This is a genomic window from Pedococcus sp. P2_D7, from assembly GCF_056404295.1.
Window position 1 is genome coordinate 210,813 of record NZ_JBFUEH010000002.1, and the last position, 15,924, is coordinate 226,736.

Below are 15,924 nucleotides of genomic sequence, written 5' to 3' on the forward strand. Positions count from 1 at the left end.
ACAGTAGCCGCGCAGGAGCGGTCGACCGGGGCGAGTCCGTGGAGGTTCGGTGGAGATTCAGGGGAGGTTCAGGGAAGACCCCGACCCCTGCTGGCCCTGCGGCCGCCCGAGGACGACAGCGAGGTATGCCGCGGACGTGAGCCCGCGGCATACCTCGCCTGGGTCGTGCGACCCCTAGTGGCCGATCGCGGGCGGTGCCGCGGCCGCCGCGTCCGTGTCGGACTTGTCCGCGTCAGCCTTGTCGGCGTCGGCCTTGTCGGCGGCGCCGCGCTCGTTGTACGCCGAGCCGCCACGCAGCTCGACGTGCGGGAGCAGCAGCATCACGAGGAAGCCGATCACCATCACGCCGGAGCCGACGAGGAAGACCAGGTCCATCGAGTCCGAGAAGCCCTGGAGGAACGGCTTGGCCAGCCTCGGGTCGAGGTCGTTGAGGAACGAGCTGTCCTTGAGGACCCCACCAGCGGTGCCGCCGGCCTGACCCGCCGCGGAGGACAGGCCCTGGGCGAACTCGGCGTTGGCCGGGTCGGCGAGCGCGGCCTGGAAGTCCTTGGTGCCGGCCGAGGCCTTGAGCGCCGACTGGATCTTGTCGGGCACGGTGGAGAACAGGATCGAGAGGAAGACCGCGGTGCCGAGTGTGCCACCGATCTGCCGGGTGAACGTCGCCGACGACGTCGCGACGCCGATCAGGCGCGGGGACACGGCGTTCTGGACGGCGAGGGTGAGGGGCTGGAAGTTGAAGCCCAACCCGAGCCCGAACGCGACCATGACGATGCTGGTCTGCCACAGCGGGGTGTCCGCCTTGATGAAGTGGAAGACGAACAGCGCGATCGCGAGCAGGGCCGACCCGATGATCGGGAACCGGCGGTAGCGCCCGGTCCGGCTGATGATCTGGCCGGAGACGATCGAGCCGGCCATGATGCCCAGCGTCAGGGGGAGCAGGAGCAGGCCGGCCTTGGTCGGCGACGCGCCCTTGACGATCTGGAGGTACAACGGCAGCGAGGCGAGGCCACCGAACATGGCCATGCCGATCAGCACCGAGGCGCCGGAGGCGACCGCGACGGTCCGCTCCTGGAAGAGCGTGAGCGGCAGTAGCGCCTCGTCCTTCATGGCGCGCTCGACGAGCAGGAACGCGACGACGCCGACCAGGCCGACGATGTAGCAGGCGATCGAGCGGCCGGAGTCCCAGCCCCAGTCCCGGCCCTGCTCGGCGACGAGCAGCAGCGGCACCAGGCCGAGGGTCAGCGTGGCCGCGCCCCACCAGTCGATGCGGTGGTCGAGACGGGTGTGCTGCAGGTGCAGGGTGCGGGAGACGACGAACAGGGCAGCGATGCCGATCGGCACGTTCACGAGGAACACCCAGCGCCAGCCGTCGACGCCGAGGATGCTGGACTGACCGGCGAAGAACCCGCCGATGACCGGACCGAGCACGCTCGAGGTGCCGAAGACGGCGAGGAAGTAGCCCTGGTACTTGGCGCGCTCCCGCGGCGGGACGATGTCGCCGATGATGGCGAGCGCGAGCGAGAAGAGCCCGCCGGCGCCGAGGCCCTGGACGGCGCGGTAGAAGGCCAGCTGGAGCATCGACTGGGAGAGCGTGCACAGCACGGACCCGATGACGAAGATCGTGATCGCGGCCGAGAAGAACTTCTTGCGACCGTAGATGTCGGACAGCTTGCCGTAGAGCGGCGTGACGATCGTCGAGGTGATCAGGTAGGCGGTGGTGGCCCAGGCCTGCTCGTCGAGGCCCTTGAGGTCGTCGGCGATGGTGCGGATGGCCGTGGCCACGATGGTCTGGTCGAGGGCGGCGAGGAACATGCCCATCATCAGTCCGACGAGGATCGTGATGATCTGTCGGTGGGTCAGGGGCCCGTCGGGACGGGCGGGGGCGGCGGCGGCCATGTCAGTTCTCCGAGGTGCGAGTTGAAAGAGAAGGGCTGGGAGTGCTGGGGTTGAGGCTGGGGCTGGGGCGGCGAGCGAGGAGCTGCACCCGCTCGCGTTCGAGGTCGGCGCCGAACCGCTCGAGGTGGCCGGCGAAGTCGCTGGCCTCCTCGGGGGTCCAGTCACCCATCAGCTCGCGGAACCACTCGGTCCGCTGCTGCGTGATGTCGGCGAGGAGGCGGGTGCCCTCCTCGCTGAGCTGCACGACCTGCGCGCGTCCGTCGGCGGGGTCGCTCACCTTGTCGACGAGGCCGTGCCCCTCGAGGGTGCTCACCTGACGGCTCACGGTGGAGACGTCGGAGTGCACGACCTCGGCGAGGACCGAGACGCGGCGCGGCTCGGCGGCGAGGTTGAACAGGATCGGGTACGCGGTGGCGTCGACCGCCGGGTGGATCCGTGGTGCGTGTTGGCGCATGGCCTGCAGGAGCTTCATCAACCGGATCAGGCCGACGCTGACGCGTTCAGCCGTCTCGCGGTCGAGGTGGTGCTGCGACATGAGAGGACCTAGGAAGTGTTGGAGGCAGCAAGAGGGCCTCAGTTTGCTCAGAAAGTTGGTTGCTCAGTAAAGTTGCTTGCGACATACAAGTATCACGAAATGGTTGTGTGCAGCAAACAAGCGTCTCGGGGAGCGGGCAGTTCTCAGGGGACGAAGACGAGGTTCTCCAGCACCTGGCGGGCGACGGCCTCGTCGCCCTGCACGGTGAAGTGGATGTCGTCGACGCTGCCGCGCCCGGCCGCGCGCCGCGTCAGCGCATCGGTCGAGAGCGTGATGGTCGTGAAGACGTCGTCCGGGTCGCCGTCGTGGGCGATGCCCGAGAACAGCGGTATGCCGCGGGGCTTGCCGTCGTCGTGCGACTCCACCCACACGCCGGCCCGACCGAGCACGGGGCCGGTGCTCTCGATGATGACGACGTTGCCCGGCGGGATCTGCGCCTGGCGCGCGATGAGCTTGGGCAGCGCGGCGAAGAGCAGGTGCATGAAGACGACGGCGCCACCGGAGTCCAGGTCGCCGGGACGACCGAGCGCCTGGCGGATGTCCTGCTCGTGCGTCCAGATGTCGAGGATCCGGGTGGGCAGGCTCTCGCTCAACGGGGCCGGCCCCCAGGCGCCCCGCACGACGGTGTCGAGGGTGACCTCGGGCGCGGTGAACTGTTCGACCCGTTGGGCCGCAATGGTCTCCAGCTCGGCGACCACCTTCGCCCCGACCATCGGCCGCCGGATCTCCACGGCCCGCTCGAGGAACTTCCCCTCGGCGTTGTGGAGGTGGTCGTAGTCGGGCAGCTCGACCCGCGGGTTGGCACCGCTGTGCAGCCACGACTCCAGGCCGACGATGTGCGAGATCTGGTCCTTGACCGTCCACCCCGGGCAGGCGGTGGGCCGGTCGAAGTCGGCGTCCGAGCAGGAGTGCCCGAGGTCGACCACCGCCTGGGTGGTCTGCTGGTAGGCGGCGACGAGTCCGGCCAGGTCTTCGGGTGCTGCCGGGTGGAGGGGCATGCCCCCACCCTACGAGGTGCGAGCGCTACCTAGGCTGTCTCCATGACCACCCCTGTCGCGGCTCCGGTGGCGACGACGGACCAGGCTCCGGCGCCGGCCCGCGTCCCGCTCACCGCCCTGGCCGTCGCGGCGCTGCTCGCCCTGCCGCTCGCCGCGGTCATCGGCGAGGCAGCGACCGCACCGGTCGTCGCCGACCCCGGGGCGTTCGTCCGCTGGGGCGTCCTCTACGCGCGAGTGGTCCACGACGTGGCTGCGGCGGTGACGATCGGGCTGCTGGTCCACGCGGCATACCTCGTGCCGGAGACGACCCGCACGAACCGCCGCCTCATCGCCACCCGCCTGGCCGGGATCGCCGCGGGCCTGTGGGCGCTCGCGGGCGCCGCGGGCGCGGCCCTGACGATGGCGGCCTCGATCGGCATCCCGCTCACCGACCCGGCCTTCGGGCAGCAGTTCACCACGTTCGCGTGGAGCTACGAGCCGACCCGGGTGGCCCTCATCACAGCCGGGGTCGCGGCCGTGATCTCGCTCGGGGCGCTCGTCGCGAACAGCCGCGCCACGATGGCCTGGCTGTCCCTGCTCGCCGTCCTGGGCGTCCTGCCCCTCGCCCTCGCCGGTCACGCGGCGGGCGCCACCGACCACGGCACCGCCGTCAACGCGCTCGCGGTGCACCTCGTCGGGGTGACCGTCTGGGTCGGCGGCCTGCTGGCGCTCGCCCTGCTGCGGCCCCTCCTCGGTGACGACGTCGCGGCCACCGCGTCGCGGTACTCGACGCTGGCCGGCTGGTGCTTCGGGGCGGTGGCCCTGTCGGGCCTGCAGAGCGCGCTGATCCGGATCGGCCCGGTCAGCGACCTCGGCACCCGTTACGGCGTGCTGCTCCTGGTGAAGACGGCGGCCCTCCTGCTCCTCGGGTATGCCGGGTGGCGCCACCGCCGCTCGCTGCTCGCCGGTCTGCGGGCCGGCCGGTCGACGGCGTTCGTGCGGCTCGTCGTCGCCGAGCTCGTGGTCATGGGCATCGCGATGGGCACCGCCGTGGCCCTCGCGCGCAGCGCCCCGCCGGTGCCGGACACCGCGGTCGAGGACCCCTCCCCGGCGTTCGCGCTCACCGGCTACCCGGACCCCGGCCCCCTGACCGGTGACTCGTGGCTGACGTCGTGGACCACCGACTGGCTGTGGCTCAGCCTCGCGGTCGTCGCGGTGGGGCTCTACGTCGCCGGCGTCCTCACGCTGCGCCGTCGCGGCGACGCGTGGCCGCTGCACCGCACCGTCGTGTGGGTCCTCGGCTGGGCGGTCTTCGTCTACGCGACCTCCGGGGCGCCGGGTGTCTACGGTCGGGTGCTCTTCTCGATGCATATGGTGATGCACATGGTCGTCGCCATGCTGGTGCCGCTCCTGCTCGTGCCGGCGGCGCCGATCCTGCTCTCGCTGCGGGCGCTCCCGTCCCGCCCCGACAAGACCTGGGGCCCGCGCGAGCTCGTCCTCCAGGTGGTCCACTCGCGGCTGCTCAAGGTGTTCGCCAACCCGGTCGTGGCGGCTGCGCTCTTCTTCTTCAGCCTGGCGATCTTCTACTACTCACCGCTGTTCGAGCTCGCCCTGCGCACCCACACCGGGCACGTCCTGATGCTGGTGCACTTCCTGCTCACCGGGTACCTGTTCACCTGGGTGCTCATCGGCATCGACCCCGGCCCCAAGAGGTGGCCGCCGCTCATGCTGCTCGTCGTGCTGTTCGCGACGATGTCGTTCCACGCGTTCTTCGGGGTCGTCATGACCGGCAGCTCGACGCTGCTCGCGCCGGGCTTCTTCGAGCTCGTCCGGCTCCCGTGGATGACCGACCCGCTCGCCAACCAGCACGAGGCCGGCGCGATCGCCTGGGGCATCGGGGAGGCCCCGACCGTGATCCTCACCCTCCTCGTCGCGGTCGCGTGGGTGCGCACCGACCGCGCGGAGAGCAAGCGCAAGGACCGGCAGGCCGACCGCGACGGGGATGCGGAGCTGGCGGCCTACAACGCACACTTGCAACGACTGAAGAAGCAGGACGAGCGACGCAAAGAGAAAGACGGTGGGCAGCCATGACCATGCGGGTCGCGGTGCTGCAGGTCGCGTACGGCGACGACGAGCCGATGGACGAGCGCGTCGAGCGGGTCGCCGCGCTGGTGCGCGCCCAAGCCGGCCACGACCTCGTGGTGCTGCCCGAGCTCTGGGCGCCGGGTGGGTTCTCCTACCGCGAGTGGGCGGACCGTGCGCAGCCCATCGAGGGGTCGATCGGGTCGGCCATGTCTGATGCGGCCCGGGACGCCGGGGTCCTGCTCCATGCCGGCTCGATCATCGAACGAGCAGAGCCAGGTGGTTCCCAGTCAAGCGAAATGGGCTCCGACGGTCGGGGCCTCTGGAACACCTCGCTGGTCTACGGTCCGGACGGCGCGCTCGTCGCGGCATACCGGAAGATCCACCGGTTCGGCTTCGGCTCGGGCGAGCCCAAGCTGCTCGACGCGGGCGAGGACATCGTCCTGGTCGACCTCCCCGGGGACGCGGGCGCTCACCGCGCGGGGCTGTCGACCTGTTACGACCTGCGGTTCCCCGAGCTCTACCGTCGCCAGCTCGACGCCGGCGCCACCGTCTTCATCGTGCCCGCTGCGTGGCCGGCCGCGCGGGTGCGGCACTGGACCTTGCTCGCGCACGCCCGGGCGATCGAGGACCAGTGCGTCGTCATCGCCTGCAACACCGGCGGCACCCACGCGGGCACCGAGATGGGGGGCCACTCCCAGGTCATCTCCGCGACCGGCGAGGCGCTCGCGATGGCCGGGTCGGGCGAAGCGGTGCTCAGCGTCGACGTCGACCTCGATGCCATCACGACCTGGCGCGAGCAGTTCCCGGTGCTGCGAGACCGACGACTCTGACCCTGCCGGGGTGTACCGTCGAGGTGTCACCGCGTAGTTCGTCCTGAACTGCCGGTTTGTACAGGTCTGCAGCGTCTCGTGATGAGCGCCTCTCTGTGTGCCTCACAACGCACACGAGAGCGCCCTCATGCAGACAGCATCTGCCTTCACCGACTCGATCGCCGAAGCAGCGCGGACCCTGAACCGGCCTCGAGGTCTCGACGACACCCTCCAGACGATCGTCGAGGTCGCCTGCAACTCCGTCCCCGGCTTCGACCAGGTGGGCATCGCGACGCTCGCCAAGGAGGGCGTGGTGGAGACGCGGGCCTTCACCGGTGACCTGGTCCTGCGGATGGACGACATCCAGTACTCCCTGCGTGAGGGCCCGTGTTCGGCGGCCCTGCAGGGCACCGAGGAGGTGTCGGTGTCGAGCCTCCACCGCGAGGACCGGTGGCCCCGGTACGTGCCCCAGGCCCGGGCCGCGGGGGTCCGGTCGCAGATGGCGGTCAAGCTCTACCTCGACCACAGCGCCCTCGGCGGCATGAACTTCTACTCCACCAGCTCCGACGAGGTGACCCATGACGCCCAGGCCCTGGCGCGGCTCTTCGCGAGCCACGCGGCCATCGCGCTGGGACATGCCCACGAGCGACGAAACCTCAACGAGGCGATCCAGACCAGGAAGATCATCGGGGAGGCGATCGGCATCCTGATGGAGCGTCACGCCATGAACGAGGACCGCGCCTTCGCCTTCCTGGTCAGAGCCTCGTCCCATGCCAACCTCAAGCTGCGCGACGTCGCCCAGGAGCTCGTCGACGAGCGGAACCTCAGCTGACCCCGGGCCCGCGCGGGGGCTCCGAGGCGCCCTCTTAGGCTGGAGGGCATGCGCGCGCGTCATCGCCTCAAGGCTCCACCGCTGGTCGGGCGCGGCTGGCTCAACACCGCCGATGAGGCCCTCACGCTGGAACAGCTGCGGGGCCGGATCGTCGTGCTCGACTTCTGGACGTTCTGCTGCGTCAACTGCCTGCACGTGCTCGACGAGCTGCGGCCGCTGGAGGAGAAGTTCAGCGACTCGCTCGTGCTGATCGGCGTGCACTCGCCCAAGTTCGAGCACGAGGCCGATCCTGACGCCCTCGCCGCCGCCGTCGAGCGCTACTCGGTGCACCACCCGGTGCTCGACGACCCCGACCTGGTCACCTGGCAGGCCTACACCGCCCGGGCCTGGCCGACCCTCGTCGTCATCGACCCCGAGGGCTACATCGTCGCCTCGATGTCCGGCGAGGGGCACGCGCACGGGCTCTCGGTCCTCATCGAGGAGCTCGTGGCCGAGCACACCGCCAAGGGCACCCTGCGTCGTGGCGACTCCCCGTATGCCGCGCCGCAACCTCCCGAGACCGCGCTGCGGTTCCCCGGCAAGGCGGCGGTCCTCGACGACGGGTCGTTCCTCGTGTCCGACACCGCGCACCACGAGCTGGTCTGGCTCGACGCGGACCTGGTCACGGAGCGACGGCGGTTCGGCGGACCCAGCAACGATCTCGTCGAGCTGGCCGGGCTGGCCGGGCTGGCCGGGCTGGCCGAGCCGCAGGGCGTGCTGGTGCTGCCCGCGGCCACGGCCGAGCGGGTCGGGTACGACGTGGTGGTGGCCGACTCGGTGCACCACCAGGTCAAGGGACTTCGCCTGGCCGACGGCGAGTGGACCCTGCTCGCGGGCACCGGGCGGCAGCTGCGCGAGCGGTCGGGCAGCGGCCCGGCCCTCAAGCAGGACCTCTCCACACCCTGGGACCTCGCCTGGTTCATCGACCGGGTGGTCATCGCCATGGCGGGCACCCACCAGCTGTGGGCGCTGCACCTGGCCACCGACCCCGCCGACAACACCGTCGCGGTGCTGGGTGGCACGTCGGCAGAAGGGATTCGCGACGGGGCCGCGGACGAGGCGTGGTTCGCCCAGCCGTCGGGTCTTGCGGCGTCGCAGGACGGCTCGCGGCTCTGGGTCGCCGACTCCGAGACCTCGGCGCTGCGATCGCTCGACGTCACCGACGAGGGGTTCGTCGTGACCACCCACGTGGGCCAGGGTCTGTTCGACTTCGGGCACCGGGACGGCCCCGCGGACCAGGCCCTGCTCCAGCACCCGCTCGGGGTCACCGTGCTGCCCGACGGGTCGGTCGCCATCAGCGACACCTACAACGGGGCGATCCGCCGTTTCGACCCCGTGACGTCCGAGGTGAGCACGCTCGCCACCGGCCTGCTCGAACCCTCGGACGCGGTCATCGAGGTCAACGAGGTCAACGAGGCCAGCGAGCGGGGCGAGGGGGGCGAGCGGGGCGAGGGGGGCGAGCGGGGCGAGCTCGGGGAGGAGAGCCAGGCGCAGCGCAGCCAGCTCGTCGTGGTCGAGTCCGCGGCCCACCAGCTCGTGCGGATCCCGTTGCCCGACAAGGCGCAGCGCGTCGACGGCCTCGCGCACCAGACCCAGCGCCCGCGCGCCGAGGTCGCTCCGGGCCCGCTCACCCTGACCGTCCACTTCACCCCGCCGACCGGGCAGAAGCTCGACCACCGCTACGGCGACCCGACCCGGCTGATGGTCTCGGCCACCCCCGAGGGGCTGCTGCGCGACGGCGCCGGCAGCGCACAAGGACTGACCCGCACGCTGGTCCTCGACCCAGCCGCCGGGGACGGGGTGCTGCACATCTCGGTGCAGGCAGCCTCGTGCGACGGCGACCCGGTCACCGGCGAGGTGCCCGAGCATGCGGCCTGCCATCTCTACCAACAGGACTGGGGCATCCCGGTCGTCCTGGTCGAGGGCGCGACCGATCGCCTCGACCTCGACCTGCGCGGCACCTGAAGAGCACAGCGAGCTGCGGAGGGAAGCTAGCTCCGAAGTGCGTAGATGACGGACTTCTTCCCTTGGGCACCGGTGTCGACGCGGTGCCAGTAGCGGGGATCGTGGGCTCTGCGGTGATGGTGTCCGCACAACGGCACCGCGAGCGCGAGGTCGGTGTGACCGCCTCTCGCCCACGGGTCCTCGTGGTGCAGCTCGGACCAGGCGTAGGGCCGGTCGCACCCTTCAGCAGCGCAGGTGTCGTAGACCGTCGCGAGGGCGACCCGCTGTGCCTCGGTGAAGAAGCGCTCCTGCCGGCCGAGGTCGAGCGGCACCGACCTGCCCCCCAGCACCGCCGGGACGATGCCGGCGTTGCAGGCGAGCCGTCGCGCCTCACTGGCGGAGAGGTCGTGCCCGGTGTCGAGGTGGGCCGCGCCGAGCGCCGCCTTGAGCTGGTCGTGGTCGACCGTCACGACCACCGTCGCCGCGACCTTGCCCGAGAGGGTGTCGGTGGGCAGGTGCTCGAGCAGCTCCACGAAGGCGGACCCGTAGCGGTGGGCCCAGTCGCCGTCGGCGGCGCGGAAGGCGTCCCAGGTGGCGTCCGCGACTTCGGTCGCGGTCGTCGCCCCGGCCGCCTTCGCAGCCTTGGCAGCCTGCTGGGCGAACCGTCGCGGCGAGGCGATCTGCTGGACCGTCTTGACCAGGATCGCCGCGGCGAGCGTGGGCAGGGTGAAGTGGCCGCTCGTCGTGCCATCGCCGTTCTGGTGCCAGGTCAGGCGCGACTTGGCCAGCGCCGCTTCCTCCTGCGTGCGCAGGACCCGGTCCTCGTGGGCGTCGACCTCGGCCTGCGACCGCTCGACGGCGGCCAGCGCTCGGCGGCCGTCGCGTCGCAGGGTGCCCGGGTCGACGAGCTTGGCCCGGCGCACCAGGGCGGTCTCGATCGCGGTGCGCTCCTCGGCGCCAAGACCCTGCGGCAGCTGAGCCGTGGCGGTCGCGATGACCTGGGCGTGCTCCGTCGACACGTCACCGGCGGCCAGCGCCTCCCGCGTGGCCTCGAGGCCGTCGTCCAGGGCGGTCGCGAGGCGCACGTCGCGGGCCGCCTGACCGCCCTCGCGCCTCGTGCGGGCCGCGAGCCAGGCGCCCGTGCCGGTCATCCCCGACGCGGACGCCACCTCGGCCCGATCGGCCTCGGCCACCACGGACAGCCGCACCGCCTGCAACCGGGTGATCACCCGGTCCAGCGCCCCCAGGGCGGCGCCGGCGGCCGCGGCCCCGACCACGTCTCCGCCGGTGTGGCGGTCGAGCAGCTCGTCGATCTCGCGCAGCACCTCGACCGTCCCCGTGGGGCCGGGGTGGAGGGTGGCGGCTGCTGACATGTAGGCAACTATAGTCGAACACATGTTCGAGTACAAGCACCATCCACAGGGACAATGACCAGAAAGATGGTCACCCGGCACGGCGGAACTGCTGTCGGCCCGTCGCACGCCCGTCGCACGCCCGTCGCACGCCCGTCGCCGGCCCGTCGCAGGCCCGTCGCGGCCCACCGACGGTCGCGGCAGCGCAGGCCGGTTTGCGAAGAATGCGCCGCGTTGCCGCAGGTCAGAGCCCTCCGGCCGATAGAGTTGAGGCAACGGGCGACCAGTGCCCGCAATCCCCCAGGAGTGAAGCATGTACATCGGACTCGGCATCTTCCTGATCGTCGTCGGCGCGATCCTCACCTTCGCCATCGACGCGTCCTCGGTCGGCGGGGTCGACCTCCAGACGATCGGCTGGATCTGCATGATCGCCGGCGTTCTCGCGATCCTGCTGTCGCTCGTCATGACGAACCGTCGCGGCGTGGCCGGCGGCGGCTACTCGTCCCGCCGGGTCAGCCACACCGACCCGGCCACCGGCACGCAGGTCGACGAGGTCGAGGTGGACCGCGACCCTCGCGTCTGACCTCACGCACCACCGCACGGCAGCCACGCGCTGCCTCCGCCCAGGGCGGGCCGGGACCACCCGGCCCGCTCTGTCGCATGTCCGGGGGCCACGTCGACCCGAGGGGAGAGCTCCCCTGCGCTGACCCGTGCCTGAGCGGCCCTGGCGGGTAGTCCTCCCCATCGACGCGGGTGCCGCCCGTTCCTACCTTCGTGATCAGCAGCCGGTTCCACCAGGGGACGGGCGGATCCGAAACACGAAGCAGGAGAACGCAATGCGCACACTCAACCTCAGCCAGAAGCCGGTCCGTCTGGCCGTCGCAGGGGCCCTCGGCCTCTCCGTCGTCGCCGGCGGCGCGGCCATCGCCGACGCGGCCACGGGCACCATCCGGACGAGCGGTGCCACCCTCACGGTCCGCTCCGGCCCGGGTACCGGCTACCAGGCCGTGACGACGATCGCCAAGGGCACCAGGGTCACCATCAGCTGCCAGACCTACGGCACGACCGTGAAGGGCACCTACGGCACCTCGAACATCTGGGACAAGATCGGCACCGGCCGCTACGTCTCGGACGCCTACGTCTACACCGGACGGGACGGCTTCGTCGCCCCGAAGTGCGGCGGCAGCACCCCGGCCCCGACCGGCGCGATCAAGGACGACTACCCCTACCGCGGTGCCACCTCGGGCGTCGACCCGTGGAACTTCTACAAGGGCCAGTGCACCTCCTTCGCCGCCTGGCGGGTGCGCCACAACCTCGGGGTCGCCTTCTCCAACTCCTACAAGGGCCAGCACTGGGGCAACGCCGAGCACTGGGACAACGCCGCCCGCGCTGCCGGCATCCCGGTCTACTCCACCCCGAAGGTCGGTGACATCGCGGTCCGCAGCAGCGGCACCTGGGGCCACGTCGCCTACGTCGCCAAGGTCAACAGCGACGGCAGCTTCATGGTGGAGGAGTACAACCACGTGCGCTCCGACACCTACAGCTACCGCCGCGCCACCCGCGGCACCGGCAGCGAGCAGTTCAGCGACTTCATCCGCTTCTCGCGGTAGCGGGACATCCGGATCAGCCCGCGGTAGCGGGACATCCGTTTGGCGCGCTGATCCGAACCAGGTACGTGCGCTCGTCCCCGGAGGGGAGGGCGGGACCACAACTCTGACCAGACGCAGAGCGCGGTATGCCGAAGGGCTGGCTTCCAGGGGAAGCCAGCCCTTCGGTCGTGCCGGGACCACCCGGCATACCCGCGTGGTGGGGTGGGTGACGCGTCAGAACGCGGACTCGGGCACGTCCATCAGCGCGTTGTCGGTCGACTCCGCGATCTGGCGCTCCGCCGCGATCTTCGGGAGGACGTTCCGCGCGAAGAACGACGCCGCGGCGATCTTGCCCTCGTAGAAGTCGCGGTCCTTCGCGGAGACGTCGCCCTCGAGGGCCTTTGCGGCCACGGAGGCCTGGCGCAGGAGCAGCCAGCCGATGACGAGGTCGCCGGCGGACAGCAGGAGGCGGGAGGTGTTCTGGCCGACCTTGTAGAGGTTGGTGACGTCGCCACCCTCCTGCCGCGGGTCGGACTTCATCAGCTCGCCGACCATGTAGCCGAGGATGCCCTGGACGTCCTCGAGACCCTTGCCGAGCAGCTCGCGCTCGGTGTCGAGGCGGCCGCCGTTGGCACCGAGGTCCTTGGCGAACTCCTGCACCTGCATGGCCACGTGCGAGAGGGCCTGGGCCTTGTCGCGGATGATCTTGCGGAAGAAGAAGTCGAGGCCCTGGATCGCGGTCGTGCCCTCGTAGAGGGTGTCGATCTTGGCGTCGCGGATGTACTGCTCGATCGGGTACTCCTGCAGGAAGCCCGAACCGCCGAGCGTCTGGAGCGACTCGGTGCCGAGCAGCACCCAGGCGCGCTCGGAGCCGACGCCCTTGACGATGGGGAGCAGCAGGTCGTTGACCCGGTTGGCCATCTCGGCCGGGGTGTCGGCGGCGATCTCCTCGGAGCCGGACTCGAGGAAGGCCTGGTGGACGGTGTCCTGCTGCGTCGCTGTGTACATCACCAGCGCGCGCAGGCCCTCGGCATACGCCTTCTGGGTCATCAGCGAACGACGCACGTCGGGGTGGTGCGTGATGGTGACGCGGGGCGCGGCCTTGTCGGTCTGCTGCGTCAGGTCGGCGCCCTGGACCCGCTCCTTGGCGTAGTCGAGCGCGTTGAGGTAGGCCGTCGACAGGGTCGAGATCGCCTTGGTGCCCACCAGCATCCGCGCGTGCTCGATGACGCGGAACATCTGGGCGATGCCGTCGTGCGTGTCGCCGAGCAGGGTGCCGACCGCGGGCGCCTTGTCGCCGAACGTGATCTCGCACGTGGTGGAGACCTTGAGGCCCATCTTGTGCTCGAGGTTGGTGACGTTGGCACCGTTGCGCTCACCGAGCTCGCCGGTCTCGAGGTCGATCTGGAACTTGGGGACGATGAAGAGCGACAGTCCCTTGGTGCCCGGACCGGCACCCTCGGGGCGGGCCAGCACGAAGTGGATGACGTTGTCGGTCAGGTCGGACTCACCGGAGGTGATGAACCGCTTGACGCCCGTGACGTTCCAGGTGCCGTCGGCGTTCTGGGTGGCCTTGGTGCGACCCGCGCCCACATCGGAGCCGGCGTCGGGCTCGGTCAGCACCATCGTGCAGTGCCAGCCCTTCGCCACGATCCAGTGGGCGAGCTTCTTCTGCTCGTCGTTGCCGAGGATGTGGAGCAGGTTCGCGAACGAGTAGGAGGCCGCGAACATCGCGATCGCCGGGTTGGCGCCGAGCACCATCTCGTTCATGGCCCACTTGAGGCTGGGCGGGGCGACGGTGCCGTCGAGCTCGGCGGGCACGTCGACGCTCCAGAAGCCGGAGTCGACGTAGGCCTGGTAGCTCTTCTTGAACGACTCGGGCATGGTCACCGAGTAGGTCTGGGGGTCGTAGACGGGGGGGTTGCGGTCGGCGTCCGAGAAGGACTCGGCCAGCTCGTGCTCGGCGAGGCGGGACACCTCCTTGAGCATCTCGCGGGCGGTGTCCTGGTCCACCTCCGAGTAGTGGCCCTGACCCAGCACCTCACCGCGGCCGAAGACCTCGAAGAGGTTGAACTCCAGGTCGCGCAGGTTGCTCTTGTAGTGGCCCATCGCGGGCACCTCCACGTCTTGAAACGTCGTTGTGTCGGGCGTTCGTCGTGCACCGCCAGTCCGTACTGGCCGGTAACTTCCATGGTGCTACTCGCGAGTAACGAAATCAAGTCCCTTGTGGGATTCCCCACCAAACGGACCACCACGAGCAGGGCGATCGGGTATGCCGCGGGCGCGCGGGAGGTGCCCGGGCGCCGGTGGGGGGCCACGCGGCATACTCACGAGGGTGAGCGAGGAACCGCAGGAGCAGCCCGCGAGCCCGTCCAGTGGCGCCGTGCAGCGCGCCCGCGCCGACCTGGCAGCAGGTCGGGAGTGGAAGGCGCGCGAGCGGCTGGTCGGCCACCTCGCCGCGGAGTACGACGCGGAGGCGCTGGAGCTGCTGGGCGAGGTCAGCTACGCGATGCGCGACCTGCCGGCGGCGGGTGCGGCGTGGTTCGGCACGAGCCGGCGCGGCAAGGACGTCGACGAGTCGGTCGAGGCGTGGCGCGAGCGGCACGGCGACCACTTCGCGCAGATGTGGAGCAGCCTGCCGCGTTCGGTGCGCGAGCTCGAGGGCAACAAGCGGGTGGACGCGCTGCGTCGCCGCGCCGAGCAGGTTGGCAGCTCGGGGGGATCAGGCGGGGCGGCCGGTCAGACCCAGGCGGGCCAGGCGCGGGCGGGCCAGGCGCACCCAGGTTCCGGAGACGACTCCGGTGACGGCGGCACCGACGCGGCGACGGTCATCGCGCTCGCGCTGGGAGTCCTGTTCGTGGCCTGCGCCGTGATCGGCCTCGTCACCGTGCTCGGCTGGCTGGTGCCCGGGTGAGCGGCGAGCCGTCGGTCAGCGTGGGAGGTCCGCCGCTGGTGCGCCCGGCCGTGGTCGCGCAGGTGGCCGACTCCGTGCCCGCCGCGGTGGGGGAGGACTGCGTGCGGGTGGCGGTCGACGGGGTCGACGGGTCGGGCAAGACGGTCTTCGCGGACGAGCTCGCGGCGGAGCTGTCCGCCCGGGGTCGCTCGGTCGTGCGGGTCAGCGCCGACGACTGGCACCAGGTGCGCGAGCTCCGCTACGCGCGCGGCCGCACCTCCCCGGAAGGCTTCTGGCTCGACTCCTACGACTACCCGCGCCTGCGGGCCGAGGTGCTCGAGCCGCTCGGGCCGGGTGGCTCGCGCGAGTACCGGCCGCGGGGGCACGACCTCGAGACCGACGAGGTGCTGACCGGTCCGGTGTCCCGCGCGCCGGCCGGCTCGGTGGTGCTGGTCGACGGGTTGTTCCTGCAGCGAGCCGAGCTGGAGGGGTGCTTCGAGTTCGCGATCTGGCTGGACGTGCCGTTCGAGGAGACGGCCGCGCGGATGGCGGAGCGCGACGGCACCTCACCCGACCCCGAGGACCCCTCCATGCAGCGCTATGTCGGGGCCCAGCGCACCTACTTCGAGCAGCGTTCCCCGTGGACGCGGGCCGACCTGGTCGTCGACAACACCGATCTCGCCGCTCCGTTCGTGGTCACCGGCCGGTTCGACTAGCACCGCGCGCGTGCGGCGTGGGTCCTTCGCCCTGTCGGTGCCCCGTGTCACGCTCGGGGCATGGACCACCTCTCGGACGTGCTGCTGCTCCACGCAGTCCAGGCCTGGTGCGACGAGTGCCTGGGCGAGCGCATCCTCGTGCCGGTCGTCGACGAGCTGCCCGGTGGGTTCTGCTGCACGGTCTGCGACACCGCGGTCTTCTCGGCGCTCGACGACCTGCCCGCCGTGGCAGCCCTGCGCCGCTCCGCCTGACCTGA

At 71.0% G+C, this 15,924-nt stretch carries 14 protein-coding genes; 9 read left to right on the forward strand and 5 right to left on the reverse strand.

The window, feature by feature from the left end; all coding sequences use genetic code 11:
• Positions 1–174: 174 nt before the first annotated feature.
• The 3 genes from AC1DWJ_RS04510 to AC1DWJ_RS04520 all read right to left on the reverse strand — a co-directional run bounded on the left by AC1DWJ_RS04510 (position 175) and on the right by AC1DWJ_RS04520 (position 3,429).
• Positions 175–1,896: an MDR family MFS transporter gene (locus AC1DWJ_RS04510; RefSeq protein ID WP_477620085.1), complete on the reverse strand. Its 1,722-nt coding sequence runs from the start codon at positions 1,894–1,896 to the stop codon at positions 175–177.
• A 1-nt stretch (position 1,897) separates the two neighbouring features.
• Positions 1,898–2,431, reverse strand: coding sequence for a MarR family winged helix-turn-helix transcriptional regulator (locus AC1DWJ_RS04515; protein WP_477620086.1), 534 nt, complete (start codon positions 2,429–2,431; stop codon positions 1,898–1,900).
• A gap of 143 nt (positions 2,432–2,574) precedes the next feature.
• Positions 2,575–3,429 (reverse strand): maleylpyruvate isomerase family mycothiol-dependent enzyme, encoded by an 855-nt coding sequence (locus AC1DWJ_RS04520; RefSeq protein ID WP_477620087.1) that lies wholly within the window; start codon positions 3,427–3,429, stop codon positions 2,575–2,577.
• 42 nt (positions 3,430–3,471) lie between these two features.
• On the opposite strand from AC1DWJ_RS04520, the gene AC1DWJ_RS04525 reads away from it, so the two are divergent.
• The 4 genes from AC1DWJ_RS04525 (at position 3,472) to AC1DWJ_RS04540 (ending at position 9,138) form a co-directional block, all read left to right on the forward strand.
• A complete protein-coding gene (locus AC1DWJ_RS04525; protein ID WP_477620088.1) occupies positions 3,472–5,499 on the forward strand; it encodes a bifunctional copper resistance protein CopD/cytochrome c oxidase assembly protein in 2,028 nt (675 codons plus the stop codon).
• The gene (locus AC1DWJ_RS04530) at positions 5,496–6,323 is read left to right on the forward strand and encodes a carbon-nitrogen family hydrolase (RefSeq protein ID WP_457254286.1); all 828 of its coding nucleotides are present in this window, start codon (positions 5,496–5,498) and stop codon (positions 6,321–6,323) included. The genes AC1DWJ_RS04525 and AC1DWJ_RS04530 overlap by 4 nt, the downstream gene beginning before the upstream one ends.
• A 127-nt stretch (positions 6,324–6,450) precedes the next feature.
• On the forward strand, positions 6,451–7,134 hold the full coding sequence (locus AC1DWJ_RS04535) for an ANTAR domain-containing protein (protein WP_457254285.1): 684 nt from the start codon (positions 6,451–6,453) through the stop codon (positions 7,132–7,134).
• Positions 7,135–7,182: 48 nt separating this feature from the next.
• On the forward strand, positions 7,183–9,138 hold the full coding sequence (locus AC1DWJ_RS04540; protein ID WP_477620089.1) for an NHL domain-containing thioredoxin family protein: 1,956 nt from the start codon (positions 7,183–7,185) through the stop codon (positions 9,136–9,138).
• A 26-nt stretch (positions 9,139–9,164) separates the two neighbouring features.
• On the opposite strand, the gene AC1DWJ_RS04545 is transcribed toward AC1DWJ_RS04540, so the two are convergent.
• Positions 9,165–10,490, reverse strand: coding sequence for an HNH endonuclease signature motif containing protein (locus AC1DWJ_RS04545; RefSeq protein ID WP_477620090.1), 1,326 nt, complete (start codon positions 10,488–10,490; stop codon positions 9,165–9,167).
• 292 nt (positions 10,491–10,782) lie between these two features.
• Between AC1DWJ_RS04545 and AC1DWJ_RS04550 the strand changes: the two genes are divergently transcribed.
• A complete protein-coding gene (locus AC1DWJ_RS04550) occupies positions 10,783–11,052 on the forward strand; it encodes a DUF6458 family protein (RefSeq protein ID WP_457254281.1) in 270 nt (89 codons plus the stop codon).
• Positions 11,053–11,305: 253 nt separating this feature from the next.
• On the forward strand, positions 11,306–12,079 hold the full coding sequence (locus tag AC1DWJ_RS04555; protein ID WP_457254280.1) for a CHAP domain-containing protein: 774 nt from the start codon (positions 11,306–11,308) through the stop codon (positions 12,077–12,079).
• 213 nt (positions 12,080–12,292) lie between these two features.
• Here the strand turns inward: AC1DWJ_RS04555 and AC1DWJ_RS04560 are convergent, their stop codons facing one another.
• Positions 12,293–14,167 carry an acyl-CoA dehydrogenase gene (locus tag AC1DWJ_RS04560; protein ID WP_457254278.1) on the reverse strand — a complete coding sequence of 625 codons (1,875 nt, stop codon included), beginning with the start codon at positions 14,165–14,167 and terminating at the stop codon, positions 12,293–12,295.
• A 226-nt stretch (positions 14,168–14,393) separates the two neighbouring features.
• Here AC1DWJ_RS04560 and AC1DWJ_RS04565 point away from each other — a divergent pair, with 226 nt between their 5' ends.
• The 3 genes from AC1DWJ_RS04565 to AC1DWJ_RS04575 are packed head-to-tail and all read left to right on the forward strand — an operon-like array spanning position 14,394 to position 15,919.
• Positions 14,394–14,972: a DUF6584 family protein gene (locus AC1DWJ_RS04565; protein ID WP_457254277.1), complete on the forward strand. Its 579-nt coding sequence runs from the start codon at positions 14,394–14,396 to the stop codon at positions 14,970–14,972.
• Complete coding sequence (locus tag AC1DWJ_RS04570; protein WP_457254276.1) at positions 14,969–15,667, forward strand: nucleoside/nucleotide kinase family protein; 699 nt, start codon at positions 14,969–14,971, stop codon at positions 15,665–15,667. The genes AC1DWJ_RS04565 and AC1DWJ_RS04570 overlap by 4 nt, the downstream gene beginning before the upstream one ends.
• A gap of 60 nt (positions 15,668–15,727) precedes the next feature.
• The gene (locus AC1DWJ_RS04575; protein WP_457254275.1) at positions 15,728–15,919 is read left to right on the forward strand and encodes a hypothetical protein; all 192 of its coding nucleotides are present in this window, start codon (positions 15,728–15,730) and stop codon (positions 15,917–15,919) included.
• Positions 15,920–15,924: the final 5 nt, after the last annotated feature.

What these genes read in the sequence shown, in the direction of transcription:
- AC1DWJ_RS04510 (WP_477620085.1), bottom strand. Translation starts at nt 1,896, where the DNA reads ATGGCCGCCGCCGCCCCCGCCCGTCCCGACGGGCCCCTGACCCACCGA.
- AC1DWJ_RS04530 (WP_457254286.1), top strand. Translation starts at nt 5,496, where the DNA reads ATGACCATGCGGGTCGCGGTGCTGCAGGTCGCGTACGGCGACGACGAG.
- AC1DWJ_RS04575 (WP_457254275.1), top strand. Translation starts at nt 15,728, where the DNA reads ATGGACCACCTCTCGGACGTGCTGCTGCTCCACGCAGTCCAGGCCTGG.
- AC1DWJ_RS04560 (WP_457254278.1), bottom strand. Translation starts at nt 14,167, where the DNA reads ATGGGCCACTACAAGAGCAACCTGCGCGACCTGGAGTTCAACCTCTTC.
- AC1DWJ_RS04555 (WP_457254280.1), top strand. Translation starts at nt 11,306, where the DNA reads ATGCGCACACTCAACCTCAGCCAGAAGCCGGTCCGTCTGGCCGTCGCA.
- AC1DWJ_RS04535 (WP_457254285.1), top strand. Translation starts at nt 6,451, where the DNA reads ATGCAGACAGCATCTGCCTTCACCGACTCGATCGCCGAAGCAGCGCGG.
- AC1DWJ_RS04525 (WP_477620088.1), top strand. Translation starts at nt 3,472, where the DNA reads ATGACCACCCCTGTCGCGGCTCCGGTGGCGACGACGGACCAGGCTCCG.
- AC1DWJ_RS04545 (WP_477620090.1), bottom strand. Translation starts at nt 10,490, where the DNA reads ATGTCAGCAGCCGCCACCCTCCACCCCGGCCCCACGGGGACGGTCGAG.
- AC1DWJ_RS04540 (WP_477620089.1), top strand. Translation starts at nt 7,183, where the DNA reads ATGCGCGCGCGTCATCGCCTCAAGGCTCCACCGCTGGTCGGGCGCGGC.
- AC1DWJ_RS04550 (WP_457254281.1), top strand. Translation starts at nt 10,783, where the DNA reads ATGTACATCGGACTCGGCATCTTCCTGATCGTCGTCGGCGCGATCCTC.
- AC1DWJ_RS04520 (WP_477620087.1), bottom strand. Translation starts at nt 3,429, where the DNA reads ATGCCCCTCCACCCGGCAGCACCCGAAGACCTGGCCGGACTCGTCGCC.
- AC1DWJ_RS04515 (WP_477620086.1), bottom strand. Translation starts at nt 2,431, where the DNA reads ATGTCGCAGCACCACCTCGACCGCGAGACGGCTGAACGCGTCAGCGTC.